This window comes from Streptomyces sp. DG2A-72, assembly GCF_030499575.1.
In the GTDB taxonomy this organism is placed as follows: Bacteria; Actinomycetota; Actinomycetes; order Streptomycetales; family Streptomycetaceae; genus Streptomyces.
Genome location: NZ_JASTLC010000001.1, coordinates 7,300,443 through 7,323,484 on the forward strand (window position 1 = coordinate 7,300,443; position 23,042 = coordinate 7,323,484).

20 protein-coding genes are annotated in these 23,042 nt (G+C 70.6%); 7 read left to right on the plus strand and 13 right to left on the minus strand.

What is annotated here, in order from left to right; all coding sequences use genetic code 11:
- Positions 1-117 precede the first annotated feature (117 nt).
- The gene (locus tag QQY66_RS34925) at positions 118-564 is read left to right on the plus strand and encodes a DUF2550 domain-containing protein (RefSeq protein WP_301984312.1); all 447 of its coding nucleotides are present in this window, start codon (positions 118-120) and stop codon (positions 562-564) included.
- 5 nt (positions 565-569) lie between these two features.
- Here QQY66_RS34925 and QQY66_RS34930 read toward each other — a convergent pair whose 3' ends face one another.
- From QQY66_RS34930 to QQY66_RS34940, 3 genes are all read right to left on the minus strand, one after another.
- Positions 570-2,393 carry a glycoside hydrolase family 18 chitinase gene (locus tag QQY66_RS34930; RefSeq protein ID WP_301984313.1) on the minus strand — a complete coding sequence of 608 codons (1,824 nt, stop codon included), beginning with the start codon at positions 2,391-2,393 and terminating at the stop codon, positions 570-572.
- A 152-nt stretch (positions 2,394-2,545) separates the two neighbouring features.
- On the minus strand, positions 2,546-3,187 hold the full coding sequence (locus QQY66_RS34935; RefSeq protein WP_301984314.1) for a response regulator transcription factor: 642 nt from the start codon (positions 3,185-3,187) through the stop codon (positions 2,546-2,548).
- Positions 3,184-4,380 (minus strand): sensor histidine kinase, encoded by a 1,197-nt coding sequence (locus QQY66_RS34940; RefSeq protein ID WP_301984315.1) that lies wholly within the window; start codon positions 4,378-4,380, stop codon positions 3,184-3,186. Before QQY66_RS34940 ends, QQY66_RS34935 begins: the two co-directional genes overlap by 4 nt.
- 152 nt (positions 4,381-4,532) lie before the next feature.
- On the opposite strand from QQY66_RS34940, the gene QQY66_RS34945 reads away from it, so the two are divergent.
- Positions 4,533-5,171, plus strand: a complete 639-nt coding sequence (locus QQY66_RS34945; protein ID WP_301984316.1) for a hypothetical protein — start codon at positions 4,533-4,535, stop codon at positions 5,169-5,171.
- A 45-nt stretch (positions 5,172-5,216) separates the two neighbouring features.
- On the opposite strand, the gene QQY66_RS34950 is transcribed toward QQY66_RS34945, so the two are convergent.
- Positions 5,217-5,789: a cob(I)yrinic acid a,c-diamide adenosyltransferase gene (locus tag QQY66_RS34950; RefSeq protein ID WP_301984317.1), complete on the minus strand. Its 573-nt coding sequence runs from the start codon at positions 5,787-5,789 to the stop codon at positions 5,217-5,219.
- A 214-nt stretch (positions 5,790-6,003) separates the two neighbouring features.
- Here QQY66_RS34950 and QQY66_RS34955 point away from each other — a divergent pair, with 214 nt between their 5' ends.
- The 3 genes from QQY66_RS34955 to QQY66_RS34965 all read left to right on the plus strand — a co-directional run bounded on the left by QQY66_RS34955 (position 6,004) and on the right by QQY66_RS34965 (position 10,092).
- Positions 6,004-6,852 carry a 3-hydroxyacyl-CoA dehydrogenase family protein gene (locus tag QQY66_RS34955; protein ID WP_301984318.1) on the plus strand — a complete coding sequence of 283 codons (849 nt, stop codon included), beginning with the start codon at positions 6,004-6,006 and terminating at the stop codon, positions 6,850-6,852.
- A gap of 150 nt (positions 6,853-7,002) precedes the next feature.
- Positions 7,003-7,326: an STAS domain-containing protein gene (locus QQY66_RS34960; RefSeq protein ID WP_155060612.1), complete on the plus strand. Its 324-nt coding sequence runs from the start codon at positions 7,003-7,005 to the stop codon at positions 7,324-7,326.
- A 258-nt stretch (positions 7,327-7,584) separates the two neighbouring features.
- Positions 7,585-10,092 carry an ATP-binding protein gene (locus tag QQY66_RS34965; RefSeq protein ID WP_301984320.1) on the plus strand — a complete coding sequence of 836 codons (2,508 nt, stop codon included), beginning with the start codon at positions 7,585-7,587 and terminating at the stop codon, positions 10,090-10,092.
- A 72-nt stretch (positions 10,093-10,164) separates the two neighbouring features.
- Here QQY66_RS34965 and nucS read toward each other — a convergent pair whose 3' ends face one another.
- Complete coding sequence (gene nucS / locus QQY66_RS34970) at positions 10,165-10,836, minus strand: endonuclease NucS (protein ID WP_301984321.1); 672 nt, start codon at positions 10,834-10,836, stop codon at positions 10,165-10,167.
- Positions 10,837-11,080: 244 nt separating this feature from the next.
- Here nucS and QQY66_RS34975 point away from each other — a divergent pair, with 244 nt between their 5' ends.
- Positions 11,081-11,473 (plus strand): SCO5389 family protein, encoded by a 393-nt coding sequence (locus tag QQY66_RS34975; protein WP_301984322.1) that lies wholly within the window; start codon positions 11,081-11,083, stop codon positions 11,471-11,473.
- A gap of 84 nt (positions 11,474-11,557) precedes the next feature.
- Here the strand turns inward: QQY66_RS34975 and QQY66_RS34980 are convergent, their stop codons facing one another.
- Positions 11,558-12,586: an LLM class flavin-dependent oxidoreductase gene (locus tag QQY66_RS34980; RefSeq protein WP_301984323.1), complete on the minus strand. Its 1,029-nt coding sequence runs from the start codon at positions 12,584-12,586 to the stop codon at positions 11,558-11,560.
- A gap of 279 nt (positions 12,587-12,865) precedes the next feature.
- Here QQY66_RS34980 and QQY66_RS34985 point away from each other — a divergent pair, with 279 nt between their 5' ends.
- Positions 12,866-13,198 (plus strand): ATP/GTP-binding protein, encoded by a 333-nt coding sequence (locus QQY66_RS34985; protein WP_301984324.1) that lies wholly within the window; start codon positions 12,866-12,868, stop codon positions 13,196-13,198.
- A gap of 31 nt (positions 13,199-13,229) precedes the next feature.
- On the opposite strand, the gene QQY66_RS34990 is transcribed toward QQY66_RS34985, so the two are convergent.
- The 7 genes from QQY66_RS34990 to mce form a co-directional block, all read right to left on the minus strand.
- Positions 13,230-14,096 carry an ABC transporter permease subunit gene (locus tag QQY66_RS34990; RefSeq protein WP_301984325.1) on the minus strand — a complete coding sequence of 289 codons (867 nt, stop codon included), beginning with the start codon at positions 14,094-14,096 and terminating at the stop codon, positions 13,230-13,232.
- Positions 14,093-15,364, minus strand: coding sequence for an ABC transporter ATP-binding protein (locus QQY66_RS34995; RefSeq protein ID WP_301984326.1), 1,272 nt, complete (start codon positions 15,362-15,364; stop codon positions 14,093-14,095). Before QQY66_RS34995 ends, QQY66_RS34990 begins: the two co-directional genes overlap by 4 nt.
- Before the next feature lie 111 nt (positions 15,365-15,475).
- Entirely contained in the window at positions 15,476-16,246 is a 771-nt protein-coding gene (locus QQY66_RS35000) for an ABC transporter permease (RefSeq protein ID WP_301984327.1), read from the minus strand.
- A gap of 2 nt (positions 16,247-16,248) precedes the next feature.
- Positions 16,249-17,202: an ABC transporter ATP-binding protein gene (locus QQY66_RS35005; RefSeq protein ID WP_301984329.1), complete on the minus strand. Its 954-nt coding sequence runs from the start codon at positions 17,200-17,202 to the stop codon at positions 16,249-16,251.
- A 183-nt stretch (positions 17,203-17,385) separates the two neighbouring features.
- Positions 17,386-18,321, minus strand: a complete 936-nt coding sequence (locus QQY66_RS35010; RefSeq protein WP_301984330.1) for a cellulose-binding protein — start codon at positions 18,319-18,321, stop codon at positions 17,386-17,388.
- A 183-nt stretch (positions 18,322-18,504) separates the two neighbouring features.
- On the minus strand, positions 18,505-22,353 hold the full coding sequence (scy, locus tag QQY66_RS35015) for a polarized growth protein Scy (protein ID WP_301984331.1): 3,849 nt from the start codon (positions 22,351-22,353) through the stop codon (positions 18,505-18,507).
- 210 nt (positions 22,354-22,563) lie between these two features.
- Positions 22,564-23,004 (minus strand): methylmalonyl-CoA epimerase, encoded by a 441-nt coding sequence (gene mce / locus QQY66_RS35020; protein WP_301984332.1) that lies wholly within the window; start codon positions 23,002-23,004, stop codon positions 22,564-22,566.
- Positions 23,005-23,042: the final 38 nt, after the last annotated feature.

Genomic DNA, 23,042 nt, shown 5'->3' on the forward strand with positions numbered 1-23,042 from the left:
TGTGATGACGTCACTCAGCCGCGGCTGGAACCGGAGCGATCCGGTACCAGCCGCGGCTGAGGCGAATATGGGTGTTTTTTCCATTCCGTTACCGAGGAGACGAGGAGGTCGGTGCCGATGGTCCTCGCTCTGACTGTGTGCGGAATTGTCGTCGCCCTCGTGGTGGTGGGGCTGTTCGTCTTCGGCCTGCGCCGCAGGCTCATCCAGCGCTCCGGCGGCACCTTCGACTGCTCCCTGCGCTGGGACGTCCCGGAGAAGACCGACACCAGCGGCAAGGGCTGGAGCTACGGCGTCGCCCGCTACAACGGCGACCGCGTCGAGTGGTACCGCGTCTTCTCCTACGCCTACCGCCCCCGCCGCATCCTGGAGCGCGCCGCGATCGAGGTCGCCGGCCGCCGCCTTCCCGAGGGCGAGGAGGAGCTGGCGCTGCTCTCCGACGCGGTGATCCTCACCTGTCTGCACCGGGGCACGCGCCTGGAACTCGCAATGAGCGAAGACGCGCTGACCGGTTTTCTCGCGTGGCTTGAGGCGGCCCCGCCCGGTCAGCGCGTCAACGTCGCTTAGCGGTCTTACAGGTTGCTGCTGATGGCGTTCACCAGCTCGCCACCGCTGGTGTCACCGCTGAACTCCCAGAAGAACGCGCCGCCGAGGCCCTGGTTCTTGGCCCAGGTCATCTTTCCGGCGATCGTCGACGGGGTGTCGTAGGACCACCAGTTGTTGCCGCAGTGCGCGTAGGCGGTGCCGGCGATGGTGCCGCCCGCGGGGCAGGAGTTCTTGAGCACCTTGTAGTCCTCGATGCCCGCCTCGTATGTGCCCGGGGCCGCGCCCGTCGCCGTGCCGCCGGGGGCGGACTGGGTGACGCCGGTCCAGCCGCGGCCGTAGAAGCCGATGCCGAGGAGCAGCTTCGCTGAGGGGACGCCCTTGGCCTTGAGCTTCGTGATCGCGTCGGCGGAGTTGAAGCCCGCGGCCGGGATGCCGGAGTACGAGGTCAGGGGTGAGTGCGGGGCGGTCGGGCCGTCCGCGTCGAAGGCGCCGAAGTAGTCGTACGTCATCACGTTGTACCAGTCGAGCGAGGCCGCGGCGCCGCCGTAGTCGGCCACGTCGAGCTTGCCGCCGGAGGAGCCGTCGCCGGTGATGGCGGCGGTGACGAGATAGTTGGAGCCGAACTCCGTGCGCAGCGCCGACATGAGGTTCCTGAAGGCCGCCGGTCCGCTCGTGTCGCAGGTCAGCCCGCAGGCGTTCGGGTACTCCCAGTCGATGTCGATGCCGTCGAAGACGTCGGCCCAGCGCGGGTCCTCGACGACGGCCTTGCAGGACTTGGCGAAGACGGCCGGGTTCTGCGCGGCCTGGCCGAAGCCGCCGGAGTAGGTCCAGCCGCCGAAGGAGTACAGCACCTTGATGTGCGGGTACTTGGCCTTGAGCTGGCGGAGCTGGTTGAAGTTGCCGCGCAGCGGCTGGTCCCAGGTGTCGGCGGCGCCGCTGACGGACTGGTCGGCGGTGTACGCCTTGTCGTACGCGGCGTAGGTGTCGTCGACCGTGCACTGGCCGTTCTTGACGTTGCCGAAGGCGTAGTTGATGTGCGTGATCTTCGACGCCGAGCCGGAGGTCACCAGGTTCTTGACGTGGTAGTTGCGGCCGTAGACGCCCCACTCGGTGAAGTAGCCGAGCTTGACCTTGTCGCCGGTCGGCGGGGGTTCGGTGGTGCCGCCGGTGGTGCGGACCGCGCGGGCGCCGGAGACCGGGCCGGTCTGGTCGGCGGTGTCACGGGCCTGGACGGTGTAGGAGTAGTCGGTGCCGGCGGCCAGGCCGGTGTCGGTGTACGACGTCGAGGTCACCGTCGCGACCTTGGTGCCGCCGCGCAGGACGTCGTAGTTCTTGATGCCCTTGTCGTCGGTGGCCGCGCTCCAGCTCAGTTTCACCGAGGTGTTGGTGATGCCGGAGGCGGTCGGGGTGCCGGGGGCGGACGGCGGTTTGTCGCCGGGGACCGTGGGGCCGCCGTCACAACCGCCGCTGTTCAGCTTGCAGTTCGCGGGGGCTCCGGAGCCGGTGCCGTTGAAGCCGAAGGAGATGGAGGCGCCGGGGGAGAGGGTGCCGTTCCAGGACTTGTTCTTGGCGGTCCAGTGAGTGCCGGAGGAGGTGACGTCGGCGTCCCAGGCCGAGGTGACGGACGTGCCGGAGGGGAAGTCCCACTCGACGGTCCAGGAGTTGATGGTGGTGTCGCCGGTGTTCTTGACGGTCCACTTGCCCTCGAAGCCGGTGCCCCAGTCCTGGGTCTTGGCGTAGGTGGCGGTGGCGGAGGTGGCGGCCTGGGCCGGGCCGGCGAGGCCGACCAGGCCGGCGAGGGGGAGCAGCAGGGTCGCGAAGCCTGCCACGGCTCTGTGTCTGAAGCGCATCGTGCGCCTCCTCAGGGGGTGTTGGGGGCGGGACTGAGCCTTCACGCCCACGGTGCCGCGAGAATAGAAAGGTCTGGACCATAGGTCAATAGGTCCAGACCAGTTGCTCTTGAACGGCTCTTGAACGGCTCTTGAGCGGCGACCGGGTCCCGCTAGATCCCCAACTCCTGTGCCAGCACCGCCGCTTGCACCCGGCTGCGCAGCTCCAGCTTCCCCAGCAGCCTGCTGACGTGCGTCTTCACGGTCGCCTCCGCCATGTCGAGGCGGCTTGCGATCTCGGCGTTCGACAGCCCGTCGCCGAGACAGGACAGCACCTCGCGCTCGCGCCGGGTGAGTGTGTCCAGCGCCGCCGGTTCGGGCTTCGGCTCCCGTGCGGGGCGGGCGGCGAACTCGGCGATCAGGCGCCGGGTGACGGCTGGGGCGACGATGCCCTCGCCGCGCGCGACCGTCCGTACCGCTTCCAGCAGATCCTTCGCGTCCGTGTTCTTGAGCAGGAAGCCGGACGCACCCGCCCGCAACGCCCCGAAGACATACTCGTCGAGGTCGAAGGTGGTCAGGACCAGCACATCCGCCAGCCCTTCCGCGACGACCTGCCGGGTCGCCGACACCCCGTCCAGGCGCGGCATCTGAACGTCCATCAGCACCAGGTCCGGCCGCAGTTCACGGGCCCGCGCCACCGCCTGCTCGCCGTCCGCCGCCTCGCCGACCACCTCGATGTCGGACGCGCTGCGCAGGATGAGGACGAGACCGGCGCGGACGGCGGACTGGTCCTCGGCGACGAGCACACGGATCATTCGGGCTCTCCTTGCGGATGGTCGGTGACGGGGAGGGTGGCGCGTACGGCCCAGATCTTGCCGTCCGCGGAGTCCTCGGGGCCCGCCTCGAACGTGCCGTCGAGCAGGGCCGTCCGCTCCCGCATGCCGACGAGTCCGGCGCCGGAGCCGGGAGCACGGGGGCCGTCCTGCCGGCCGTACGGGCTGATCACGGCGATCGCCAGCGAACCGTCCCGCTGCTGCAGGGTGACCGTGACCCGGCCGGGCCCGGCGTGCTTGAGGGCGTTGGTCAGGCACTCCTGGACGATGCGGTACGCCGCCAGCTCCACCGGGGCGGGGAGGGAGTCGGCGTGCTCGGTGTCGAGGCCGACGTCGAGGCCGTTGGCGCGGGCGCCCTCGACCAGCGCGCCGAGCCCGTCGAGCGTCGGGGCCGCGGCGGGTTCCAGGTCGCCGCTGTCGTCGCGCAGGATGCCGATCAGCCGCCGCATCTCGGCGAGTCCCTCGACGCTGTTCTCGCGGGTGACGGCCAGGGCGTCCTTGGTGGTCTTCGGGTCGTCCAGGGAGAGCGCGGCGGTGGAGTGGATGGCGATCGCGGAGAGATGGTTGGCGACCATGTCGTGCAGCTCGCGGGCCATCCGGGCGCGCTCGGCGGTGATCGCCTGGGTGCGGTCCATCTCGGCGAGCAGCGCGGTCTGCTCGGCACGCAGCCGGGCGGCCTCGGCGGCGTCGCGGTGGTTGCGGACGATCCAGCCGGTGGCGGCGGGGGTGACGGCCACCAGCCCGAGGAACACGCCGACCAGCAGCGCCTCCGGCTTGCGCCAGGCGGCGAGGGGCACCACCGTCCCGACCACGGTCATCACCCCGGTGATCCACAGCACGCGGCGGGCGGCGACGGGCGGGCTGTACAGGACGGCCGCGTAGACCAGGTCCGTGAACATCACCACGGTGACCAGGTCGCCCTGGGTGATGGTGTCGACGGTGAGCGCGGCGACGCCGATCAGCAGGCCCGTACGGGGACGGGTGTGGCGCAGCAGCTCGCAGCCCGCCATCACGGTGAGCGGCACCAGGATGGGCCAGCGTCCGTCCCAGAGGACGATCGGATCCCTGGGCCCCCGGGTGCCTAGGCCCACGCTCCAGATCAGCAGCCCGCCGAGCAGACCTGCGCAGGCGATGCGCACGTCGTCCGGGTGCGGGCGGGGGAGCGGGGCGGCCATGACTCCATCCAACAGGGCGCCGCGCTCCGGCGCCTGATCCCCGGGAACGGTCCGGCACTGCATCTTTCGATGTACGGGCAGTTCGTCACCGACGACGACGAAACGGCTCCGGCCCGCCGGGAGCCTTGAAGGGTGACCGAAAGGAGTGAGCAGTGGTCGTCGCGTTGATCATCGCCTGTGAGGTCGGGTTCTGGGTGCTCCTAGCACTGGGCCTGTCCGTCCGCTATCTGCTGAAGTGGCGCCGTACGAGCGTGGTGCTGCTGTTGTGCGAGCCCGTGCTGGAGCTGGTCCTGTTCGTCGTGACGGCGATCGACCTGAAGAACGGCGCCGAGCCCAGCTGGCAACACGGACTGGCGGCGCTCTACATCGGCTACACCGTCGCGTTCGGCCACTACACGATCCGCTGGCTCGACGGCCACGCCGCCCATCGCCTGGGCGGCGGCCCGCCCCCGCAGAAGCCGCCGCGCTACGGCCGCGCCCGCGCCCGGCACGAGGCGAAGCTGTGGCTGCGGGCGGTGTTCGGCGGCGCGGTGGCGCTGGCACTCCTCCAACTCGCCGTCTGGTACGTCGGCGACTCCGGGGACGTCAGCTCCCTGCGCAGCTTCCAGTGGGTGGCCGTGCGGACGATCGGCATCTACGGCGTGATCGCCCTGTCCTACACGGTCTTCCCGCGCAAGGCCCCCGCCGACGAGCCGTCAGCGCTCCCCGCCCGGGACCCACAGCACGTCCCCGACGTCCTTGTTGGCCGTCCTGGCAAGGATGCTGCATCTCCCGGGGGACACTGCAGCTGATTGCCGCTGCGCGGCGGGCCGGACCCCCGGCCGGAGGGCGTTTCCTCAGCGTTCGCCGCCGGGGACCCACAAGACGTCTCCCGCGCCCTTGTTCGCGGTCCGCGCCAGGATGAACAGTAGGTCCGACAGCCGGTTGAGGTAGGTCGCGGTCAGCGGGTTCATCACCTCACCGTGCACCTCCAGCGCGGCCCACGTCGACCGCTCCGCCCGGCGTACGACCGTGCAGGCCTGGTGGAGCAGGGCCGCGCCCGGGGTGCCGCCGGGCAGGATGAAGGACCGCAGCTTCTCCAGCCGCTCGTTGAAGCGGTCGCAGTCCGCCTCCAGCTTGTCGATGTAGAACTGCTCGACCCTGAGCGGCGGGAACTCGGGCTTCTCCACCACCGGCGTCGACAGGTCCGCACCCACGTCGAACAGGTCGTTCTGCACGCGGGTGAGGACCTTGACGATCTCCTCGTCCAGACCGCCCAGCGCGATCGCCGTCCCGATCACCGCGTTCGCCTCATTGGCGTCCGCGTACGCCGAGATCCGCAGATCCGTCTTGGCGACCCGGCTCATGTCACCGAGGGCGGTGGTGCCCTGGTCGCCGGTCCTGGTGTAGATGCGCGTCAGATTGACCATGTGACCCAATCTAGATCCTCGTCAGTTGGTCCACGAGGCGCCAACCGGCGGGAAACCGCAAGGAATCAGCGCTTCATCACCAAGGTGACGACTGTCTCAGGCCATGAGACGTGACACGCATTACTAAGAAGGTCACATAGCCCCTCACTGCCGCTAGGGTCCGCCGGAGAAGCACAAATAAACAGGCTGTAAGCGTTCACAGGGGAGTCGCACAGTGGCACGGAAGCTTGCCGTCATCGGCGCCGGCTTGATGGGTTCCGGTATCGCCCAGGTCTCCGCGCAGGCGGGCTGGGACGTCGTTCTGCGCGACGTCACCGATGAGGCGCTGAAGCGGGGCACCGACGGGATCAAGGCGTCGTACGACAAGTTCGTGAGCAAGGGCAAGCTGGAGGCGCACGACGCCGACGCGGCCCTCGCCCGGATCACCGCGACCACCGATCTGGACGCCGCCGCGGACGCGGACATCGTCGTCGAGGCCGTCTTCGAGAAGCTGGAAGTCAAGCACGAGATCTTCCGTGCGCTCGACAAGCTGGTGAAGGACGATGCCGTCCTCGCCTCCAACACCTCCGCCATCCCGATCACCAAGATCGCGGCCGTGACGGAGCGCCCGGAGCGGGTCGTCGGTACGCACTTCTTCTCGCCGGTGCCGATGATGCAGCTGTGCGAGCTGGTCCGCGGCTACAAGACGAGCGACGAAACCCTCGCCACCGCACGGGAGTTCGCCGAGTCCGTCGGCAAGACCTGCATCGTCGTCAATCGCGACGTCGCCGGGTTCGTGACCACCCGTCTGATCTCCGCCCTCGTCGTCGAGGCCGCGAAGTTGTACGAGTCGGGCGTCGCGACCGCCGAGGACATCGACCTCGCCTGCAAGCTGGGCTTCGGCCACGCGATGGGACCGCTGGCCACCGCCGACCTGACGGGCGTCGACATCCTGCTGCACGCCACCAGCAACATCTACACCGAGTCCCAGGACGAGAAGTTCGCCCCGCCCGAGCTCATGCGCCGGATGGTTGACGCCGGTGACATCGGGCGCAAGAGCGGGCAGGGCTTCTACAAGCACTGAAACCGCACATGCCCCTGGAGCATCACTCCGTGGGGTGAATTCGGTATCGGTTCGCTTACAGATGGCAACCTCTGACCACTTCACACAGTCAGAGGTTGCATCACCGGGCATCACCACGCGGAGACATCAGACGCACCACGGGGAGCGCATATGTTCATCAGGGGCGACCACGCCGAGCTGGTCGTCGGGGGCCGCCTCGACGTCCGCAGCGCGGCGGACGCCCGTACGGTCCTGCACTCGGCCGTCGACGACGGAGTCGGCGATCTGGTACTGGACCTGTCCGAGCTGGACTCCTGGGACGCCACCGGACTCGGTGTGATCATGGGGGCCCACCGACGGGCCGGCCGCTGCGGCCGGCGCCTGGTGCTGCGCGACGTACCGCCGCAGATGCAGCGCCTGCTGGTGGCGACCCGGCTGCACCGGATCCTGGCGATCGAAGGCGGCATTGGGGTGGAGTCGCTGCCCCGCGTGTGACACCCGGCGCGAGTGGGACGCCACGGGTCGGACGTTCCGGTTGCGAAACGCACGACGCGCACAATCCTCACGAGACTGCGACGTCTCGGACGGCGCGGTACCCCGGGCTGTCGTAGATACTGTGCGAAGGTTTAAGGTTCGGTCGCCCGCTGCCAGACATCCCTTCGAGCGGGCCCGGACCAGAAGCGACAGCGCGGTGTGCAACAGGCCGGGAGGGGCCGGTGCCGGCACACGACGCTTTTGGGGGGCTTGGAACCTATGGACTCGAACAACCGGGGACCCGAGGAGTACGGCCGCGACGGTGACGGCGACACGCCGCCCCAGCGCCAGCCCAGGGAATCCCTCTCACCAGACTTCGGACAGCACTCACCCGCACTCGCCCGCACCGTGCAACTCGTGTCGGGCGACTTCCTGCTGACCGTCAATCCCGTCGACGGCAGCGAGATCGAGGCCTGCCCGCCGGGCGAGCGGCCGGGGCGGCCCGCCAAGTTCACCGCGGCCGAGCGCGCCGAGGTGGACCGCGCGGCCAAGCCGCCCGTACCGCCCGGTCCCAGCCGGCCCGCACTACCGCTGCTGGCCCGCCAGGAGGAACGCGAGCGGCTCGTACGGCTGCTCGCCCGCGGCCGTTCCGTACGGCTCACCGGCGCCGCCGGCTCCGGCCGCACCGCCCTCCTCGACGTGATCGCCGAGGACTGCGCGGACCTCGCCCCCGACGGAGTCGTCCGCCTGGGCGGCAACCACCGTACGTCGAGCGACCTGCTCCACGACCTCTTCTACGCCGTCTACAACGCGCCGCTGCACCGCCCCGACCGGGACGAACTGCACGAACTCCTCCGGGACATCGGCGCGGTCGTCGTCCTGGACGACATCGAGTTCGGCGGCGCCGCGCTCGACGAACTGCTGGACGCGACCCCGGAGTGCGCCTTCCTGATCGGCGCCACCCCGGACGTGCCCGCGCCGTCCGCCGACTCGGCCGTCGAGGAGGTCTTCCTCAGCGGCCTCGACCGCGCGGGCGGTGTGGAACTGCTCGAGTGGGCCGTCGGCCGCGCCCTCACCGAGGACGAGGCGAACTGGGCCGGCGACCTCTGGTTCGAGTCCGAGGGGCTGCCGCTGCGCTTCGTCCAGGCCGGTGCCCTGCTGCGCCAGCGCGACCGGCTGCGGTCCAGCGCCGACGCCTTCGACGAGTTCGGTGTCTTCCAGGACGCCCCGGTCGACGCGCCCTTCGAGGCCGGCGACGGTCACGACGTACCGCTGCCGTCGCTCGCCGAGGGAGCCGCGCCCGCCGCGCTGCTCGCCTCCCGGCTGAGCGAATCGGCGCGGGCCACCCTGCGGTTCGCCGTCGCGCTCGGCGGCGAGGTGCCGCACCAGGCGCATCTGCCCGCCCTGGTCGGCGACACCCACGCGGACGCCGCCCTCGGCGAGCTGCTGAGCTGCGCCCTGGTCTCCCCGGTCGGCTCCCGCTACCGGCTGGCCGCCGGGGTGCAGACCCAGCTGGAGGCCGTCGGATACGGCGACGACGTCCCCGGCCGCGCCCTCACCGCCGCCCAGCACTACGCCTGGTGGGCCGGACATCCCTCGGTCACCCCGGAGCGGGTGTGCGCCGAAGCGGACGCCGTGCTCGCCGCCCTCAGCGTCCTCGCGCCGGTGACGACGCCCCCGGCGGAGGGGGAGGAGAGCGTCACCGTGCAGCTGGCCCGTACGGCCGCGCCCGCGTTCGCCGCGGGGCTGCACTGGAGCGCCTGGGAGCGGGCGCTGCGCTACGGCTCCGAGGCCTCCCGGCTCACCGGCGAGGTGTCCGAACAGGCCTACTTCCACCATGAGTTGGGCATCCTCGCGCTCTGCGCGGGACAGCTCGACCGGGCCCGCGCCGAGCTGGAGGCCTCCATCGGCCTGCGCGGCGCACTCGCCGACAAGCGCGGCACCGTCGCAGGACGCCGCGCTCTCGCCCTGGTCGCGGACCGTTCCGGCACGCCGATCGGTGTCGCCGCCATGGCCGGGGAGGAGGTGCCGGACGCCCGCTACGAGGAGTCGCAGTCACCGCCCGGCGGCACCCCGGCGGCGTTCCCGCCGCTCCAGCCGCCCGCCCCCGCCCCCGCGACCCTCGTCACCCACCGCACCACACCCGGCCCGGCGGTACACAAGGGCCGCGGCGGCCTCCGTGGCCTCGCCCGGCGCAACCTCGTGGCCGCCGGTGCGGGCGCCCTCCTCGCGGCCGTCCTCGGCACGGTGGTGACCCTCGGCGCCACATCCGACAACGACCCCACCACCCCGTCCAACGAGGTCGGCCCCACCCCGTCCGCCAGCCAGGGCACCGGCGACGACAGCCTCGGCGCCGACAAGGCGGACAACGGAGACGACAACAAGGACTCCGGTGACGTCGGCGCGGCGACCAGCAGCCCGACCGACCCGGGCCCGGACGGTACGTACGGCACGTCCGACGACCCGACGCCGACGGACACGGACGAGCCTTCGGGCGACCCGAGCGGGACGAAGAATCCGGGAGGTGGCGGCAACACGTCGTCGTCGCCGACGAAGACGCCGTTGGACACTCCCACTTCGAAGCCGCCCACGTCGTCGACGCCGACCCCGACGCCGACCCCCACGGAGTCCGACTCCGAGTCGCCGACCCCGAGTACGTCTCCGACGCCCAGTGAAACCCCGCCCAGCTCCAACTCCGCCAGCGGCCCCGCCGAGACCACCAGCACGGCCAGCGCCCCGGAAACCAGCGAGGCGAGCAGCCCCAGCAGTTCTGGCGACGTGATCTGAGGTTCCCCGCAGCAGCACAAGAGGGCCGGGTCCGTTCCACGGACCCGGCCCTCATCGTCGTAGAACTGCCCCTCAGAACAGCCGCAGCTTGTCGTCCTCGATGCCTCGCATCGCGTCGTAGTCCAGGACCTGGCAGCCGATGCCGCGGTCGGTGGCGAGGACGCGGGCCTGGGGCTTGATCTCCTGGGCGGCGAAGATGCCGCGGACCGGGGCGAGATGGGGGTCGCGGTTGAGGAGTTCCAGGTAGCGGGTGAGCTGTTCCACGCCGTCGATCTCGCCGCGCCGCTTGATCTCGACCGCGACGGTCTGGCCGTCGGCGTCGCGGCAGAGGATGTCGACGGGGCCGATGGCCGTCATGTACTCGCGGCGGATCAGGGTGTAGCCCTCGCCGAGGGTGTCGATGCGGTCGGCGAGCAGTTCCTGAAGGTGTGCTTCCACGCCGTCCTTGATCAGGCCGGGATCCACGCCCAGTTCGTGCGAGGAGTCATGCAGGACCTCCTCCATGGTGATGATGAGCTTCTCGCCCGCCTTGTCGATGACGGTCCAGACGCCTTCGTCGTCGCCCTCGCCCTCCTTCAGTGTGCAGGGCGGCGACATCCAGTTCAGAGGCTTGTAGGCCCGGTCGTCCGCGTGAATCGAGACGCTGCCGTCCGCCTTCACCAGGATCAGGCGGGGCGCCGAGGGGAGATGAGCGGTGAGCCGGCCCGCGTAGTCGACGGAGCACCGGGCAATGACGAGACGCATGGTCGGCAACGCTACTCGACAGGCGCCTGTGAACGCGATTCGCCCTGGTTAACCCCTGTTCGTTTATGGCCGATTGTGCGCCCATTGAGACCGCTGCATGTACGCAATCTGCTGGTGCCGTCACCGTACGTTGCTTACCGTATTAAACGGGAGGTCGCGGTGTGTGTACTCAGCGTGTTCGGTATCGCGAACTCCCTGCCCTGTCCGGCAACCCCTGTGATCCGGGGGTGCGAGAGGAGAACCCATGTCGCTCGACGTCTCACCGGCCCTACTCGAACAGGCCGAGCGAGGCGAGGTCGACGAAGCAGAATTCGTCGACTGCGTCCGGACCTCCCTGCCCTACGCATGGGAGATGATCAGCTCCCTGGTGGCCCAGCTGAAGGTGGACGGCGGCGTGTTCGCCGACAACCAGACGCCCCCGCCGGACGAGCAGGCACGCGGCCAGCTGCTGCGTGCGCTTGCCAGTGACGCGATCCGCGGCGCGCTGCAACGACACTTCGGTGTCCGGCTGGCCTTCCAGAACTGCCACCGGGTGGCGGTGTTCCCGCTCGACTCCTCGGTCGACGAGACGCTGGCCCGCTTCACCTCGGTCCGCAGTCAGCTGCTCAATCAGTCGCCGGAGTTCCGGGACTGCTGAGGAGCGGGGCGCCTTGCTTGCCGCTCCGTACGCGGGAGGTGCATTCAGTACTGGAGCGGCAAGCTCCCCGCCGGGCAGGCCCGTTCACCCGAGCTGCGGGAGCACTTCGGCACCGAGCCGACGGACGTTCTCCTCGGTGGCCGCGAGGTCGCCCGAGCCTTCGACGAGCAGCGCGAAACGGGTGATACCGGTCCGCTCACTGGTCGCCGCGAGGCGGTCGGCGCACAGCCGCGGGGTGCCCACCGGGTGCAGTCCGCAGAGGAGTTCGGTGTAGGCCAGCGGGTCGCGCATCTGCCGCGCACGGCCGTCGACCGTGACATGGGCGTCCAGGCCCTGCTTCAGCCAGCCCGGCATCGCCTTCAGCAGCGTCTCCACCGCCTCGGTACGCCGGTCGGCGATCTGGCAGATGCCGGCGGAGACATGGGCCGCGCCGAGGATCTCGTCCGCCGGCCGCCCGCACGCGCGCGCGTGCCCTCGCCACAGGGCGATCATCTCGGCCTTCTCCTCGTCCCCGACATGCATCCCGAGCAGCATCGGCAGCCCGCGCTCGGCGGCCAGCCGCACGCTCGCCGGTGAGGTGCACGCGAGGACGACCTCGGGGCCCGGGGCGCCGGTCAGGGACTCCGACGGCCTGGGTACGACGGCCACTTCACGGAAGGCGAAGCGGTCCCCGTCCGCCGCCACCGAGGGTTCGCTGAGCCAGCGCAACAGCAGATCGAGTGATTCCGGGTACGCCTTCTCGTACGCCTCGAGACCGGAGCCGAACACCTCCAGGTCGACCCAGGGCCCGCCGCGTCCGACGCCCAGCGAGAAGCGCCCGCCGCTCGTCATGTGCAGCAGCGCGGCCTGCTCGCCGAGGGCGACGGGGTGGACGGTGGGCAGCACGCTGACCGCCGTACCGACCCTCAGGCGGTGGGTTCGGCCGAGCAGTAACGCGGCCAGCGTGATCGCCGAGGGGCAGGTGCCGTACGGCACGAAGTGGTGCTCGGCCAGCCATACCGCGTCGAGCCCCGCCTCCTCCGCCACCTCGGCCGAGCGGACCGCGCGGTGCAGCGCCTCCCCCTGGCCCTGGCCCGGGAACTGGGCCGCCAACACGAAACTTCCTACGCGCATTGCTTTTTCCTGCTTCCTTGGCTCCGACACGGAGCTCCCCCACCGGGCATAACCGTCTGACACGTGCCGAGGACACGGCTTGGCGAAGAGATTTGCGGATTGTCTGGAGAACGGATCAAGAAACGGGTCGAGTAGGGATCGGTAAGGGATCGGTAAGGGATGGGGAAAGGACGGGCCTGGAGGGGGACTTGCGGTGATTGGCGCTCTACGCGTACCCCTGACTGCGCCGCGTAGGCTGTTTACGGCCCGTGCTTCCTGTATAGCCCCGTGAGGTGTTCCGTGTCCCCGCGTCGCAACCGACCCAAGGGCAGTGAGTCGTCCGGCCGGAGCGCCGAGGACGACCGGCCGGGCCGATACGGCGGCTGGGAGTCGAGGGAGAGCTGGCGAGGCGAGGAGTGGAACGTGCGGCACGTGGCCGGGGCCAGTGCGCAGGGCAAGATGTACCGCTGCCCCGGCTGCGACCAGCTGATCCCCTCCGCGGTCCCGCACGTCGTCGCCTGGCCGGACCACTCGGGCGTCGACGAACGCCGCCACTGGCACAAGGCGTGCTGGAACGCCAAGGACCGCCGCACCACGCGGGTGCAGCGGTCCAGGAACGCGCCGAAGTTCTGACGGGAACAGTTCTGTTCCGACGCGACGGGACTCAGACGTCCCGCTGCTCCAGCAGGGCGTAGGCGCCGACGAAGGCCACGGCCGTCACGCCGAGGACGATCCACAGCGGGTCCCAGCCGGAGGGGCCGGACTCGGTGAGGGAGTTGGAGTAGAAGACGCTGAGCTGGTTCGGGATCGAGTACTCGAACAGGGCCTGCTGCAGGTCCCGCAGCGACTGCGAGAACATGAACAGCGCGATGACCAGCGGAGCCAGGACGACGCCGATCATGACGGTGATCGCGCCGGCCGAGTGCCGGATGATCGAGCCGATGATGAGCGAGAGCAGCCCGAGCAGCGCGATGTAGAGGGACACACCGAGCGTGCCCCTCAGCCATTCTCCGCTGGACGGATCCCGTGCGTCGGTCACCATGCCCACCTGGGCGACGGCCACGAACGAGGTCGCCACCAGCGTCACCACGAACGCCACCGTGAAGAACACGATCGCCTTCGCCGCCATCACCCGCCCGCGCGAGGGGCACGCGGTCATCGTCGTACGGATCATGCCCGTGCCGTACTCCGAGGCCGTGGTCAGCACACCGAGGGTGATGATGCACATGACGCCGAGGAGCACTCCGAAGAAGCCCAGGGCCAGCGGGTTCTCGTCGCCGAGATCGCCCCCGGACGAGTTGGCGACCAGTGCGCCGGCCGCCAGCCCGATGCCGACGACGAGCAGCACGAACACGCCCAGCGTCCACATCGTGGAGCGCACCGACCGGATCTTGGTCCACTCCGAGGCGAGGGCGTGCCCGATGTGCGTCCGCACGACGGGGATCGGCGAGGTGTACGTCGGGTACGGCGAACCGGGGGCAGCCTGCCACGCGGGCGCGGCCTGCTGCGTCGGGGGCTGGGGCGTGCTCATCGGGCGTCCTCGGGCTTGGTCGGGGCGGCGGCGGGCTGCGCGGGGGCGGCGGTGGGCTGTACGGGCGCGGCAGCGGGCTGCTGGGGTGCGTGCGCCGAGTGCGCGGGCGCGGGCTGCTGAGCCGGCGGCGCGGGCTGGGCGTACGGGTTGGGCTGTCCCGCGCCGGGGGCGGCTCCGGGCGCGGCAGGAGCGCCGTACAGGCCCTGTCCCTGCGTGGCCGGCGGGGCGAACGGCTGCCCGCCCTGCTGGGGCGGCGGCGGGGCGTACCAGCCGGGCTGGCCCTGGCCAGGTACCGGCATCGGAGGCTGCATGCCGGGCGGCAGGGGCTGCATCAGCCCCTCCTTCTGATCGACCGTCGACCGGTAGTCGACGGCGCCCTGCGTCATCCGCATGTACGCCTCCTCCAGCGAGGCCTGGTGCGGCGACAGCTCCCACAGGCGTACGTCCGACTCGTGCGCGATGTCGCTGATGCGGGCCAGCGGCAGCCCGGTCACCCGCAGCGCGCCGTCCTGCTCGGGCAGTACGTACCCGCCCGCCTCGGTGATCGCGGTGGTCAGCTTCTCGCGCAGCTGCGGCTCGGTGTCGGGGGTGCGCACGCGCGCGAAGTCGGCGGAGTTCGCCGAGATGAAGTCCGTGATGCGCATGTCGGCGAGCAGCTGCCCGCGGCCGATCACGATGAGGTGGTCGGCGGTCACCGCCATCTCGCTCATCAGGTGCGAGGAGACGAAGACCGTACGGCCCTCCGCCGCGAGCGACTTCATCAGGTTGCGCACCCAGAGGATGCCCTCGGGGTCGAGGCCGTTGACCGGCTCGTCGAACAGCAGCACCTGGGGGTCGCCGAGCAGCGCGGCGGCGATGCCGAGGCGCTGGCCCATGCCGAGAGAGAAGCCCTTGGAGCGCTTCCTGGCCACGTCCTGCAGGCCGACCACGCCGAGCACCTCATCCACGCGGCGGGCCGGGATGCCGGACAGCTGGGCGAGGCAGAGCAGGTGGTTGCGGGCGGCCCGGCCGCCGTGCACGGCCTTGGCGTCGAGCAGCGCGCCGACCTGGCGGGGCGCGTTGGGCAGCTTGCGATAGGGGTAGCCGCCGATCGTCACCTGCCCCGAGGTGGGGTTGTCCAGGCCGAGGATCATCCGCATCGTCGTCGACTTGCCCGAGCCGTTCGGCCCGAGGAAGCCGGTGACGGCGCCGGGCCGCACCTGGAAGGAAAGGTTGTACACAGCGGTCTTGTCGCCGTAGCGCTTGGTCAGGCCGACTGCCTCGATCATGCTCCGCACCCATCGAAAGGTTCAGGACAGCGGGGCACACGCCCCCCGTAAGGGTTAGGAGGATATCCGGGTACTGACGGTTCCCTTCAAGATGAAGCAAAACCGTAAGGTTCAGGCGTCCCGTTTCTTCAGCAGTACGTAACCGCCCACAAGCGCCACGACCACCCACAGCACCATGATCGCGAGTCCGCCCCAGGGGCCGTACGGCGCGTCGTCGTCGACCGGCGTGACCACCTGCATGATCTTGCTGCCGGCCTGGTCGGGCAGGTACTGGCCGATCTTCTTCGTCGCCGAGACATTGCCGAGGATGTTGGAGATCAGGAAGAAGAACGGCATCAGGATGCCCAGCGACAGCATCGGCGAGCGCAGCATCGCGGCGACGCCCATCGAGAACATCGCGATGAGGGTCATGTAGACCCCGCCGCCGATGACCGCGCGCAGCACACCCGGGTCGCCGATGGAGGCCTTGAGGTCGCCGAGCATCGCCTGCCCCAGGAAGAACGTCACGAAGCTGGTGACGAGGCCGACGGCCAGGCAGAGGCCCGTGGCGACCGCGATCTTGCTGACCAGGAAGGTGCCGCGCTGCGGCACCGCGGCCAGCGAGCTGCGGATCATGCCGGTGCTGTACTCGTTCGAGACGACGAGCACGCCGAACACGATCATCGCCAGCTGACCGAGGCTCATACCCGCGAAGCTGATGAAGGTCGGGTCGAAGGAGAGCTGGTCCTGCCGGTTCATGTTGTCGAACTCGCTCTTCGACAGGGCCGAGATCAGGATGCCGAGGCCGATGGTGACCACCACGGCGAGGGAGAGCGTCCAGACCGTGGACGCGACGGAGCGGATCTTCGTCCACTCGGAGCGGATGACCTGGGTCGTCGCCATGCTCAGGCCTCCCTGTTCCAGCCGTTGCCCCACGGTTCTTGCCGGGGGGCGTCGGAGTGTGCGTGGTATTCCACCGATTCGGCGGTCAGCTGCATGAACGCCTCCTCCAGCGAGGCCTGCTGCGGGCTCAGCTCATGCAGCACGATCTGATGGTGCGCGGCCAGCTCGCCGATCCGCTCGGACTTGCTGCCGTCCACCTCGAGGGTTCCGTTGCCGGTCTCCACGACGGTGATCCCGGCCCCGTGCAGCACATCGAGCAGCCGCTCGCGGTGCGGGGTGCGGATCCTGACGTAGGACCGCGAGTTGCGCGCGATGAAGTCGGCCATGGTGGTGTCGGCGAGCAGCCGGCCCTGGCCGATGACGACGAGGTGGTCGGCGGTCAGCGCCATCTCGCTCATCAGGTGCGAGGAGACGAAGACCGTACGGCCCTGTGCGGCCAGTGACTTCATGAGGTTGCGGATCCAGTGGATGCCCTCGGGATCCAGCCCGTTGACCGGCTCGTCGAACATCAGGATCCGCGGGTCGCCGAGGAGCGCGCCCGCGATGCCGAGCCGCTGGCCCATGCCCATCGAGAAGCCCTTGGTCTTCTTCCGCGCGACCGCCGTCAGTCCGACCGTCTCCAGCACCTCCCGCACCCGGCTGCTCGGAATGCCGTTGCTCTGCGCGAGGCACAGAAGGTGGTTGTAGGCGCTGCGCCCGCCGTGCCAGGCCTTGGCCTCCAGCAGGGCGCCGATGTACGTCAGCGGGTCCTTGAGCTGGTCGTAGTGCTTGCCGTCGATGCGGACGTCCCCGGCCGTGGGGTGGTCGAGCCCGAGAATCATCCGCATGGTGGTGGACTTGCCCGCACCGTTCGGCCCGAGGAACCCCGTGACGATTCCCGGTCTGACGGTGAAGGTGAGGTTGTTGACCGCCACCTTCTCGCCGTACCGCTTGGTCAGCCCCTCGAGCTCAATCATGCGGCAACGCTAAATCGGGCGTTCGGCGGATGCCACCCGGACTGGCAAACCGAGGCCGACGGCTGTGGCAACAATCGCCAAAGACGTCACCCACAAAGCGGCATACGGGACGCACAGGCGTGTGACAAAGGCCCGCACCCCCTGCCCAGGGGATGCGGGCCTCGGCCGTACTGACTGACGCGCTTACCGGGTCTGCTGCGCCGGAACCCCGCGGGAGATCGGCTCGTCCTCGGCCGGCGTGCCGGCGGCGGCCACCGCGGCGCCCGTGAGGGTCGCCAGCATCTCGCGCACGTTGGTCAGCTGTGCGTTGATGGAGTCGCGGCGGTTGGTGAGGGCGGCCAGCTCGCGCTCGGATTCCGAACGGATGCGGTCGGCCTTGGCGTTGGCGTCGGCCACGATGTCCTCGGCCTGGCGCTGAGCCGTCTCCACCGTCTGGCGGGCGCGGCGCTCGGCGTCCGTGCGCAGCTTCTCCGCCTCCAGGCGCAGCTGCTCCGCGCGGTGCTCGATCTCGGCGAGGCGCTTCTCGGCCTTGGCCTGACGGGAGGCCAGGTCGCGCTCGGACTGCTCGCGGCGCTTGGCGAGGTTCGTCTCGAAGTCGGCGGCGGCCTGCGCGGCCTTGGCGCGGGTCTCCTCGAAGAGGGCGTCCGCCTCCTCGCGCTTGGACTGCGCGTCCTTCTGCGCCTCGGCACGCAGCTGGGCGGAGTCACTCTTGGCCTTCTCGACGATCCGGACGCCTTCGTCCTCCGCCTTGGCCTTGCGTTCCGCAGCGAACGATTCTGCGTCGTTGCGGACCTGCTGCGCCGACGACTCGGCGAGTTCGCGGTGCTGCTCGGCGGCGCGGCGGGCCTCCTCGCGCAGATCCTTGGCCTCTTCCTCGGCGAGGCGAAGGATCTTCTCGACTCGCGCGCCGAGGCCGGCGTACGACGGCTCGGCGTCGTTCACCTGAGCCTGGGCGTTCTGCGTTTCGAGGTGGAGCTCCTCGATGCGCTTTTCCAGAGCGGTGATGCGGGCGAGAGCGCTGTCACGGTCGGAGACGAGCTTGGAGATCCGTTCGTCCACCTGAGCGCGGTCGTACCCACGCCGCACAAGCTCGAAGCCGTAGGGGGAAGTGTCGCTCATGGGGTTCCTGTCGAAAGAGACCGGTGAGGTGATAGGTGGAATCCTAGGGGCCGAAGCGGTGTGTCATCGAGCGGATGCGTGTTTGATCTGGAGAATGACACCCCTTTTGGGTGGCTAACCGTCGGACGGCTTGCCAAAGACTTGGTCAAAGGCCCCAGAAGACACCGAAACTCCTCGACTGCGCTAGCTCTCCGGCGACTTGCCACCCGATCGGGGGGCGCCGACCGTCGCACCCGCCTTGACCGCGCCGTCCTTGCCCGCGGACGGCGCTTCGAAGGACTCTAGCGCTTCCAGGACGTCCTGGACGCGGGAGATCTCGGCGTTGATGTCCTCGCGGCGCCGCACCAGGATCTCCAGCTCGCGCTTGCCCTCCTCGACCGTGCGCTTCGCCTCGCGGACCGCCTCGGCCTTGAGCTCCTCGGCCTCCCGCACGAGCGTCGCCTTCTTCTGCTCGGCCTCCTTGAGCAGCCCCTCGGCCTTCTTGACCGCGGCGATACGGACCTTGCCCGCCTCGGAGTTGGCCTCCGAGACAAGCTCCTTGGCCTTCGCCTGCGCCTTGGCGAGCTGCTCCTCGGCGGCCTTGATGAGCGCGTCGCAGCGGTCGCCCGCCGACTTCATCGTCTCGGCCGACTCACGGCGGGCCCGCTCGTGCAGTTCCTCGATCTCTGTCGTGATGCGGTCGCGCAGCTCCTCGGCTCGCTCCCGGATCGCCGTGGCGTCCCGGCGGGCGCCGACGAGCAACTCGTCCGCGTCCGTACGGGCCTTCTCCACCATCGCGTTGCCCTCGACCGTCGCCTCGGACACCAGCCGGTCGGCCTCGGTGCGGGCCGCGCCGACCATCGTGTCGGCCTGCGCCTCGGCTTCGGCCGTCGTCTTGTGCGCCTGCTGCTGCGCCTCGGTGAGCAGCTTGTCCGCCTCGGCCGTGGTCTCCGTGATGAGCTTGTCGACCTGCTCGGCCGCTTCGGAGCGCCGCTTGTTGGAGTCCTTGCGGGCCTCGTCGAGGGTGCGCTCGGCCTCTTCGCGCGCCGACGACACCAGCCGCTCCGCCTCAGCTTCGGCCTCCGCCTTGACCCGCGCCGACTCGGCACGGACCCGCTCGGCGTGCTGCTGAGCCGCGCCGACGGTCTCGGCGGCCTCCGCGCGCAGCCGCTCCGCGTCGCTGGTCGCGTCCGACATCCGCTGCTCGGCCTGGGCGACCGACTCGGCCCGTACCCGCTCGGCCTCCGCGGCCGTCTCCGTGGCCAGCCGCTCCGCCTCGGACCGCGCCTCGGTGATGAGGGTGTCCGCCTGCGTCGCCGCGTCCGACCGGATCCGGTTGGCGTCCTCGCGGGCGTCCGCCCGGGTGCGTGAGGCGTCCTGCTCGGCCTGCGCGGTGGTGTCCGACGCCTCCGTGCGCACCCGCTGGGCGTGCTCGGCGGCCTCCGAGCGCAGCCGCTCGGACTCCGCGATCGCCTCCGAAACGGTGCGCTCCGCAAGGGACTTGGCGGCCTCCGTCTCCTCGGCCGCCACGCGCCGGATACGGCCCGCGTCCTCGCTGGCCCGCTCCCGCTCGGCGTAGGCGTCCGCGCGAACCCGGTCGGCCTCCTCCTGCGCCTCGCGCCGGGTACGGTCCGCCGAGTGCTCGGCGGCGGAGCGCAGCCCGGTGATCTCCTCCTGGGCCTGCTCGTGCAGCCCGGCGACCGAGTCCCGTACCTGCTGAGCGTGTTGCTCGGCCGCCGACACCATCTCGGTGGCGCGCCGGTCGGCCTCCTCGATCAGCCGGAGCGCCTCGGTCTGCGCCTCCTCCACGCGGCCCCGCGCTACGGCCAGCAGCTCCTCGCTCTGCTCGCGGGCCCGCTCCCGCTCCTGGTCCGCCTCCTGGCGCGCGGAGCCGAGGAGTTCCTCGGCCTCGCGGCGGCGCCGGGCGGCCTCCTCCTGGGCGGCGGCCAGCGTCTCCGTGGCCTCCGTGCCGAGCCGCTCGGCGGCGGCCTGTGCCTCCGCGCGGACCCGGTCGGCGGTGTCCTGGGCCTCCGACTTCAGCCGCTCGGCCTCCGCCGCGGCCTCCGACCGCAGTCGTACGGCGATGGCCTCGCCCTCCGCGCGGGAGGCGGACGCGTCCGAGGCGGCCTCGTCACGCAGCCGTTCGGCCTCCGCCTCGGCCTGCGCCTGGAGCGTACGGATCCGCTCGGCGGCCTCGGAGCGCAGCCGCTCCGTCTCCTCGGCGGCCTCGCGGCGGATCCGCGCGGCCTCCTCGCGGGCGTCGGCCAGCGCCTGCTCGGCCGTCGCGAGCCGCTCCTCGGCCTCCGTCTGCAGCCGGGTCAGTCCCTCGGCGGCCTCGGCACGGCGGGCCTCTATGGCGCGCTCGGTCTCCTCGCGCAGCTCACGCGAGGCCCGCTCGGCGTCCGACTTGATGCCCTCGGCCTGCTCGACGACCTCCTCGCGGTGCCGCTCGGCCTCCTGGCGGGTGCGCTGCAGGGTCTCCTCGGCCTGGCGGCGCAGCGTCGTCGCCCGCTCGATCGCCTCCGTACGGACCTTCTCGCTGTCCGTCTGGGCGGTCTGGCGCAGCTCGTCGGCATCGGCCTTCGCCTTGGAGAGCAGCTCCTCGGCGGTCTTGGCCGCCTCCTCGATCTGCTGGACGGCCTCCTTGCGGGCCTCCGCGCGGATCTTCTCGCCCTCGGCGACCGCGTCGGAGCGCAGCTGCTCGGCCTCGCCGCGCAGCCGGCGGGCCTCCTCCTGCAGCTCGACCGTCTTGGCGCGGTACTCCTTGGTGTCGTCCTTCGCCGAGCCCTTGAGCTGCTCGGCGATGTCGTGCGCCTCGGCGCGCAGCCGGTCGGCCTCGGTCTCCGCCTCGCGGCGGATCCGCTCGGCCTCCTCGGCAGCCGCCTTGGTGGTGTTCTGCGCGTTCTCCTGCGCCTTGTTGAGGACGTCCTCGGCGGTCTTGGCCGCCTTCGACAGCTGGGTCGCGCTCTCCTCGGCGGTGAGCGTGCGGGCCTTCTCGGCGGCCTCCTCGACGATCCGCTCGGCCTCGGCACGGGCGTCCGTGACGATCTGCTCGGCGTCCGACTTGGTGGCCTCGGCCTCCTTGGTGGCCTCGCTGACCAGCCGGGCGACCTGCTCCTTCGCCGTGCGCGTGCGCTGCTCGTTGGCCGCCTCAGCGCTGGAGAGGGCCTTGGCGGCGGCCTCCTTGGCCTCGGTGAGCACCTTCTCGGCCTCGGCCTGCGCCGTGCGCAGCGCCTCCTCGGCCTCCGTCATCCGCTGCTCGGCGGCCCGGCTCAGCTCGGTCGCCTGGCGGCGGGCGCTGTCGGACTCGGTCGCCGTGGAGGTGCGCAGCTGCTCGGCGTGGTCGGTGGCCTCCTGGGCCTGGGTGGACGCCGCGTTCAGCAGCCGCTCGGCGTCCGCGCGGGCGCGGCGAAGAAGCTGCTCGGCCTCCGCGCGGGCCGTCTCGGCCTCGCTGGTCAGCCGCTGCCGGGCCTCGGCGGTGAGCCGCTCGGCCTCGGCGCGGGCGGTGGCCATGGCCTGCTCGGCCTCCGCGCGGGACTCCTCGAGGAGCCGGCGGGCCTGCTGCTCGCTGCGGGCGCGCAGCTGCTCGGCCCATGCCACGTTCTCGTTGACGTGCGACTCGACGGTCTGCCGGCGCTCGGCCAGCTCCTGGTCGAGCTGCTGGCGGCGGGTGACCGCCTCCTGATGCAACTCCGCCTGGAGCCGGGCGGCCTGCTCGGCATGCTCCTGGAGGATCCGCTGGGTCTGCGCCCGGGCCTGGCTCATCTCCCGCTCGGCGTCCAGCCGCAGCTGGTCGGCCTGCATCTGGGCGTTGCGCAGCAACTGCTCGGCCTGATAGCCGATGTCGCCGCCCTCGTAGGCGGGCCGGGACATGAGGGTGCGCCGCGCCTCGTGCAGCTTGGCGCGCAGCACCTCGACCTGGTAGCCGAGGTCCTCGGCGTGCTGGATCGCCTTTTCCCGCTCGGTCTTCAGCCGATCCATCTCGGCCTCGAACCGAGAGAGGTGGTCGACGTCAGCCGCCGGCTCTCGCTCCTGGCGTTCGTAGCCCCGCACTGCGCGGTCCCATCCGTCCCCTGGTCGCAAGTCTCTCCAAACGAGCTCCGTCCATCCGCCGAACGGGGCCCCCGGGGAATGGTGTCAGATCAACGGCGGAGCACGGGCTGCCGCCCGACGCTCGCCCCCCGAAACCCGGACCCCGGCCAGCGGTCACCACAGGGTTGAGCGGCGACCGCCCCCAACCCTACCGGCCCATATGTACGGGGGTCAGTGCTCAGGTGACTCAACAGGCGCCGAAGTGACCAGTTCTGTCAGGACACCGTGGCAATCCTTTGGGTGCAGGAAGGTGATCCGTGACCCCATGGAGCCGCGCCGGGGCTCCTGGTAGAGCACGCGTACGCCCTTGTCCTTGATGTCCGCGGCATCAGCGTCCACGTCCGCCGTGCCGAAGGCGATGTGGTGGACGCCCTCCCCGTTCTTCGCGAGCCACTTCGCGACGGTGGAGTCCTCGCGGATGGGCTCCAGGAGCTGGAGGTAGGACGCCCCGCCGTCGGACGTATCGTTGATCTTGAGCATGGCCTCGCGTACGCCCTGCTCCTCGTTGATCTCGGAGTGGAACACCTCGAAGCCGTAGGTGGCCCGGTAGAACTCGACGGTCTTGTCGAGGTCGAAGCAGGCGATCCCGATGTGGTCGATTCGCGTCAGCATGAAGTCAGTGCAGCGCTACGGGGGCGGTTACGCAACGT

Coding starts and splice junctions, on each gene's coding strand:
- QQY66_RS34925 (WP_301984312.1), top strand. CDS start 118: ATGGTCCTCGCTCTGACTGTGTGCGGAATTGTCGTCGCCCTCGTGGTG.
- QQY66_RS34930 (WP_301984313.1), bottom strand. CDS start 2,393: ATGCGCTTCAGACACAGAGCCGTGGCAGGCTTCGCGACCCTGCTGCTC.
- QQY66_RS34935 (WP_301984314.1), bottom strand. CDS start 3,187: ATGATCCGTGTGCTCGTCGCCGAGGACCAGTCCGCCGTCCGCGCCGGT.
- QQY66_RS34940 (WP_301984315.1), bottom strand. CDS start 4,380: ATGGCCGCCCCGCTCCCCCGCCCGCACCCGGACGACGTGCGCATCGCC.
- QQY66_RS34950 (WP_301984317.1), bottom strand. CDS start 5,789: ATGGTCAATCTGACGCGCATCTACACCAGGACCGGCGACCAGGGCACC.
- QQY66_RS34960 (WP_155060612.1), top strand. CDS start 7,003: ATGTTCATCAGGGGCGACCACGCCGAGCTGGTCGTCGGGGGCCGCCTC.
- QQY66_RS34965 (WP_301984320.1), top strand. CDS start 7,585: ATGGACTCGAACAACCGGGGACCCGAGGAGTACGGCCGCGACGGTGAC.
- nucS (WP_301984321.1), bottom strand. CDS start 10,836: ATGCGTCTCGTCATTGCCCGGTGCTCCGTCGACTACGCGGGCCGGCTC.
- QQY66_RS34975 (WP_301984322.1), top strand. CDS start 11,081: ATGTCGCTCGACGTCTCACCGGCCCTACTCGAACAGGCCGAGCGAGGC.
- QQY66_RS34980 (WP_301984323.1), bottom strand. CDS start 12,586: ATGCGCGTAGGAAGTTTCGTGTTGGCGGCCCAGTTCCCGGGCCAGGGC.
- QQY66_RS34990 (WP_301984325.1), bottom strand. CDS start 14,096: ATGAGCACGCCCCAGCCCCCGACGCAGCAGGCCGCGCCCGCGTGGCAG.
- QQY66_RS34995 (WP_301984326.1), bottom strand. CDS start 15,364: ATGATCGAGGCAGTCGGCCTGACCAAGCGCTACGGCGACAAGACCGCT.
- QQY66_RS35000 (WP_301984327.1), bottom strand. CDS start 16,246: ATGGCGACGACCCAGGTCATCCGCTCCGAGTGGACGAAGATCCGCTCC.
- QQY66_RS35005 (WP_301984329.1), bottom strand. CDS start 17,202: ATGATTGAGCTCGAGGGGCTGACCAAGCGGTACGGCGAGAAGGTGGCG.
- QQY66_RS35010 (WP_301984330.1), bottom strand. CDS start 18,321: ATGAGCGACACTTCCCCCTACGGCTTCGAGCTTGTGCGGCGTGGGTAC.
- mce (WP_301984332.1), bottom strand. CDS start 23,004: ATGCTGACGCGAATCGACCACATCGGGATCGCCTGCTTCGACCTCGAC.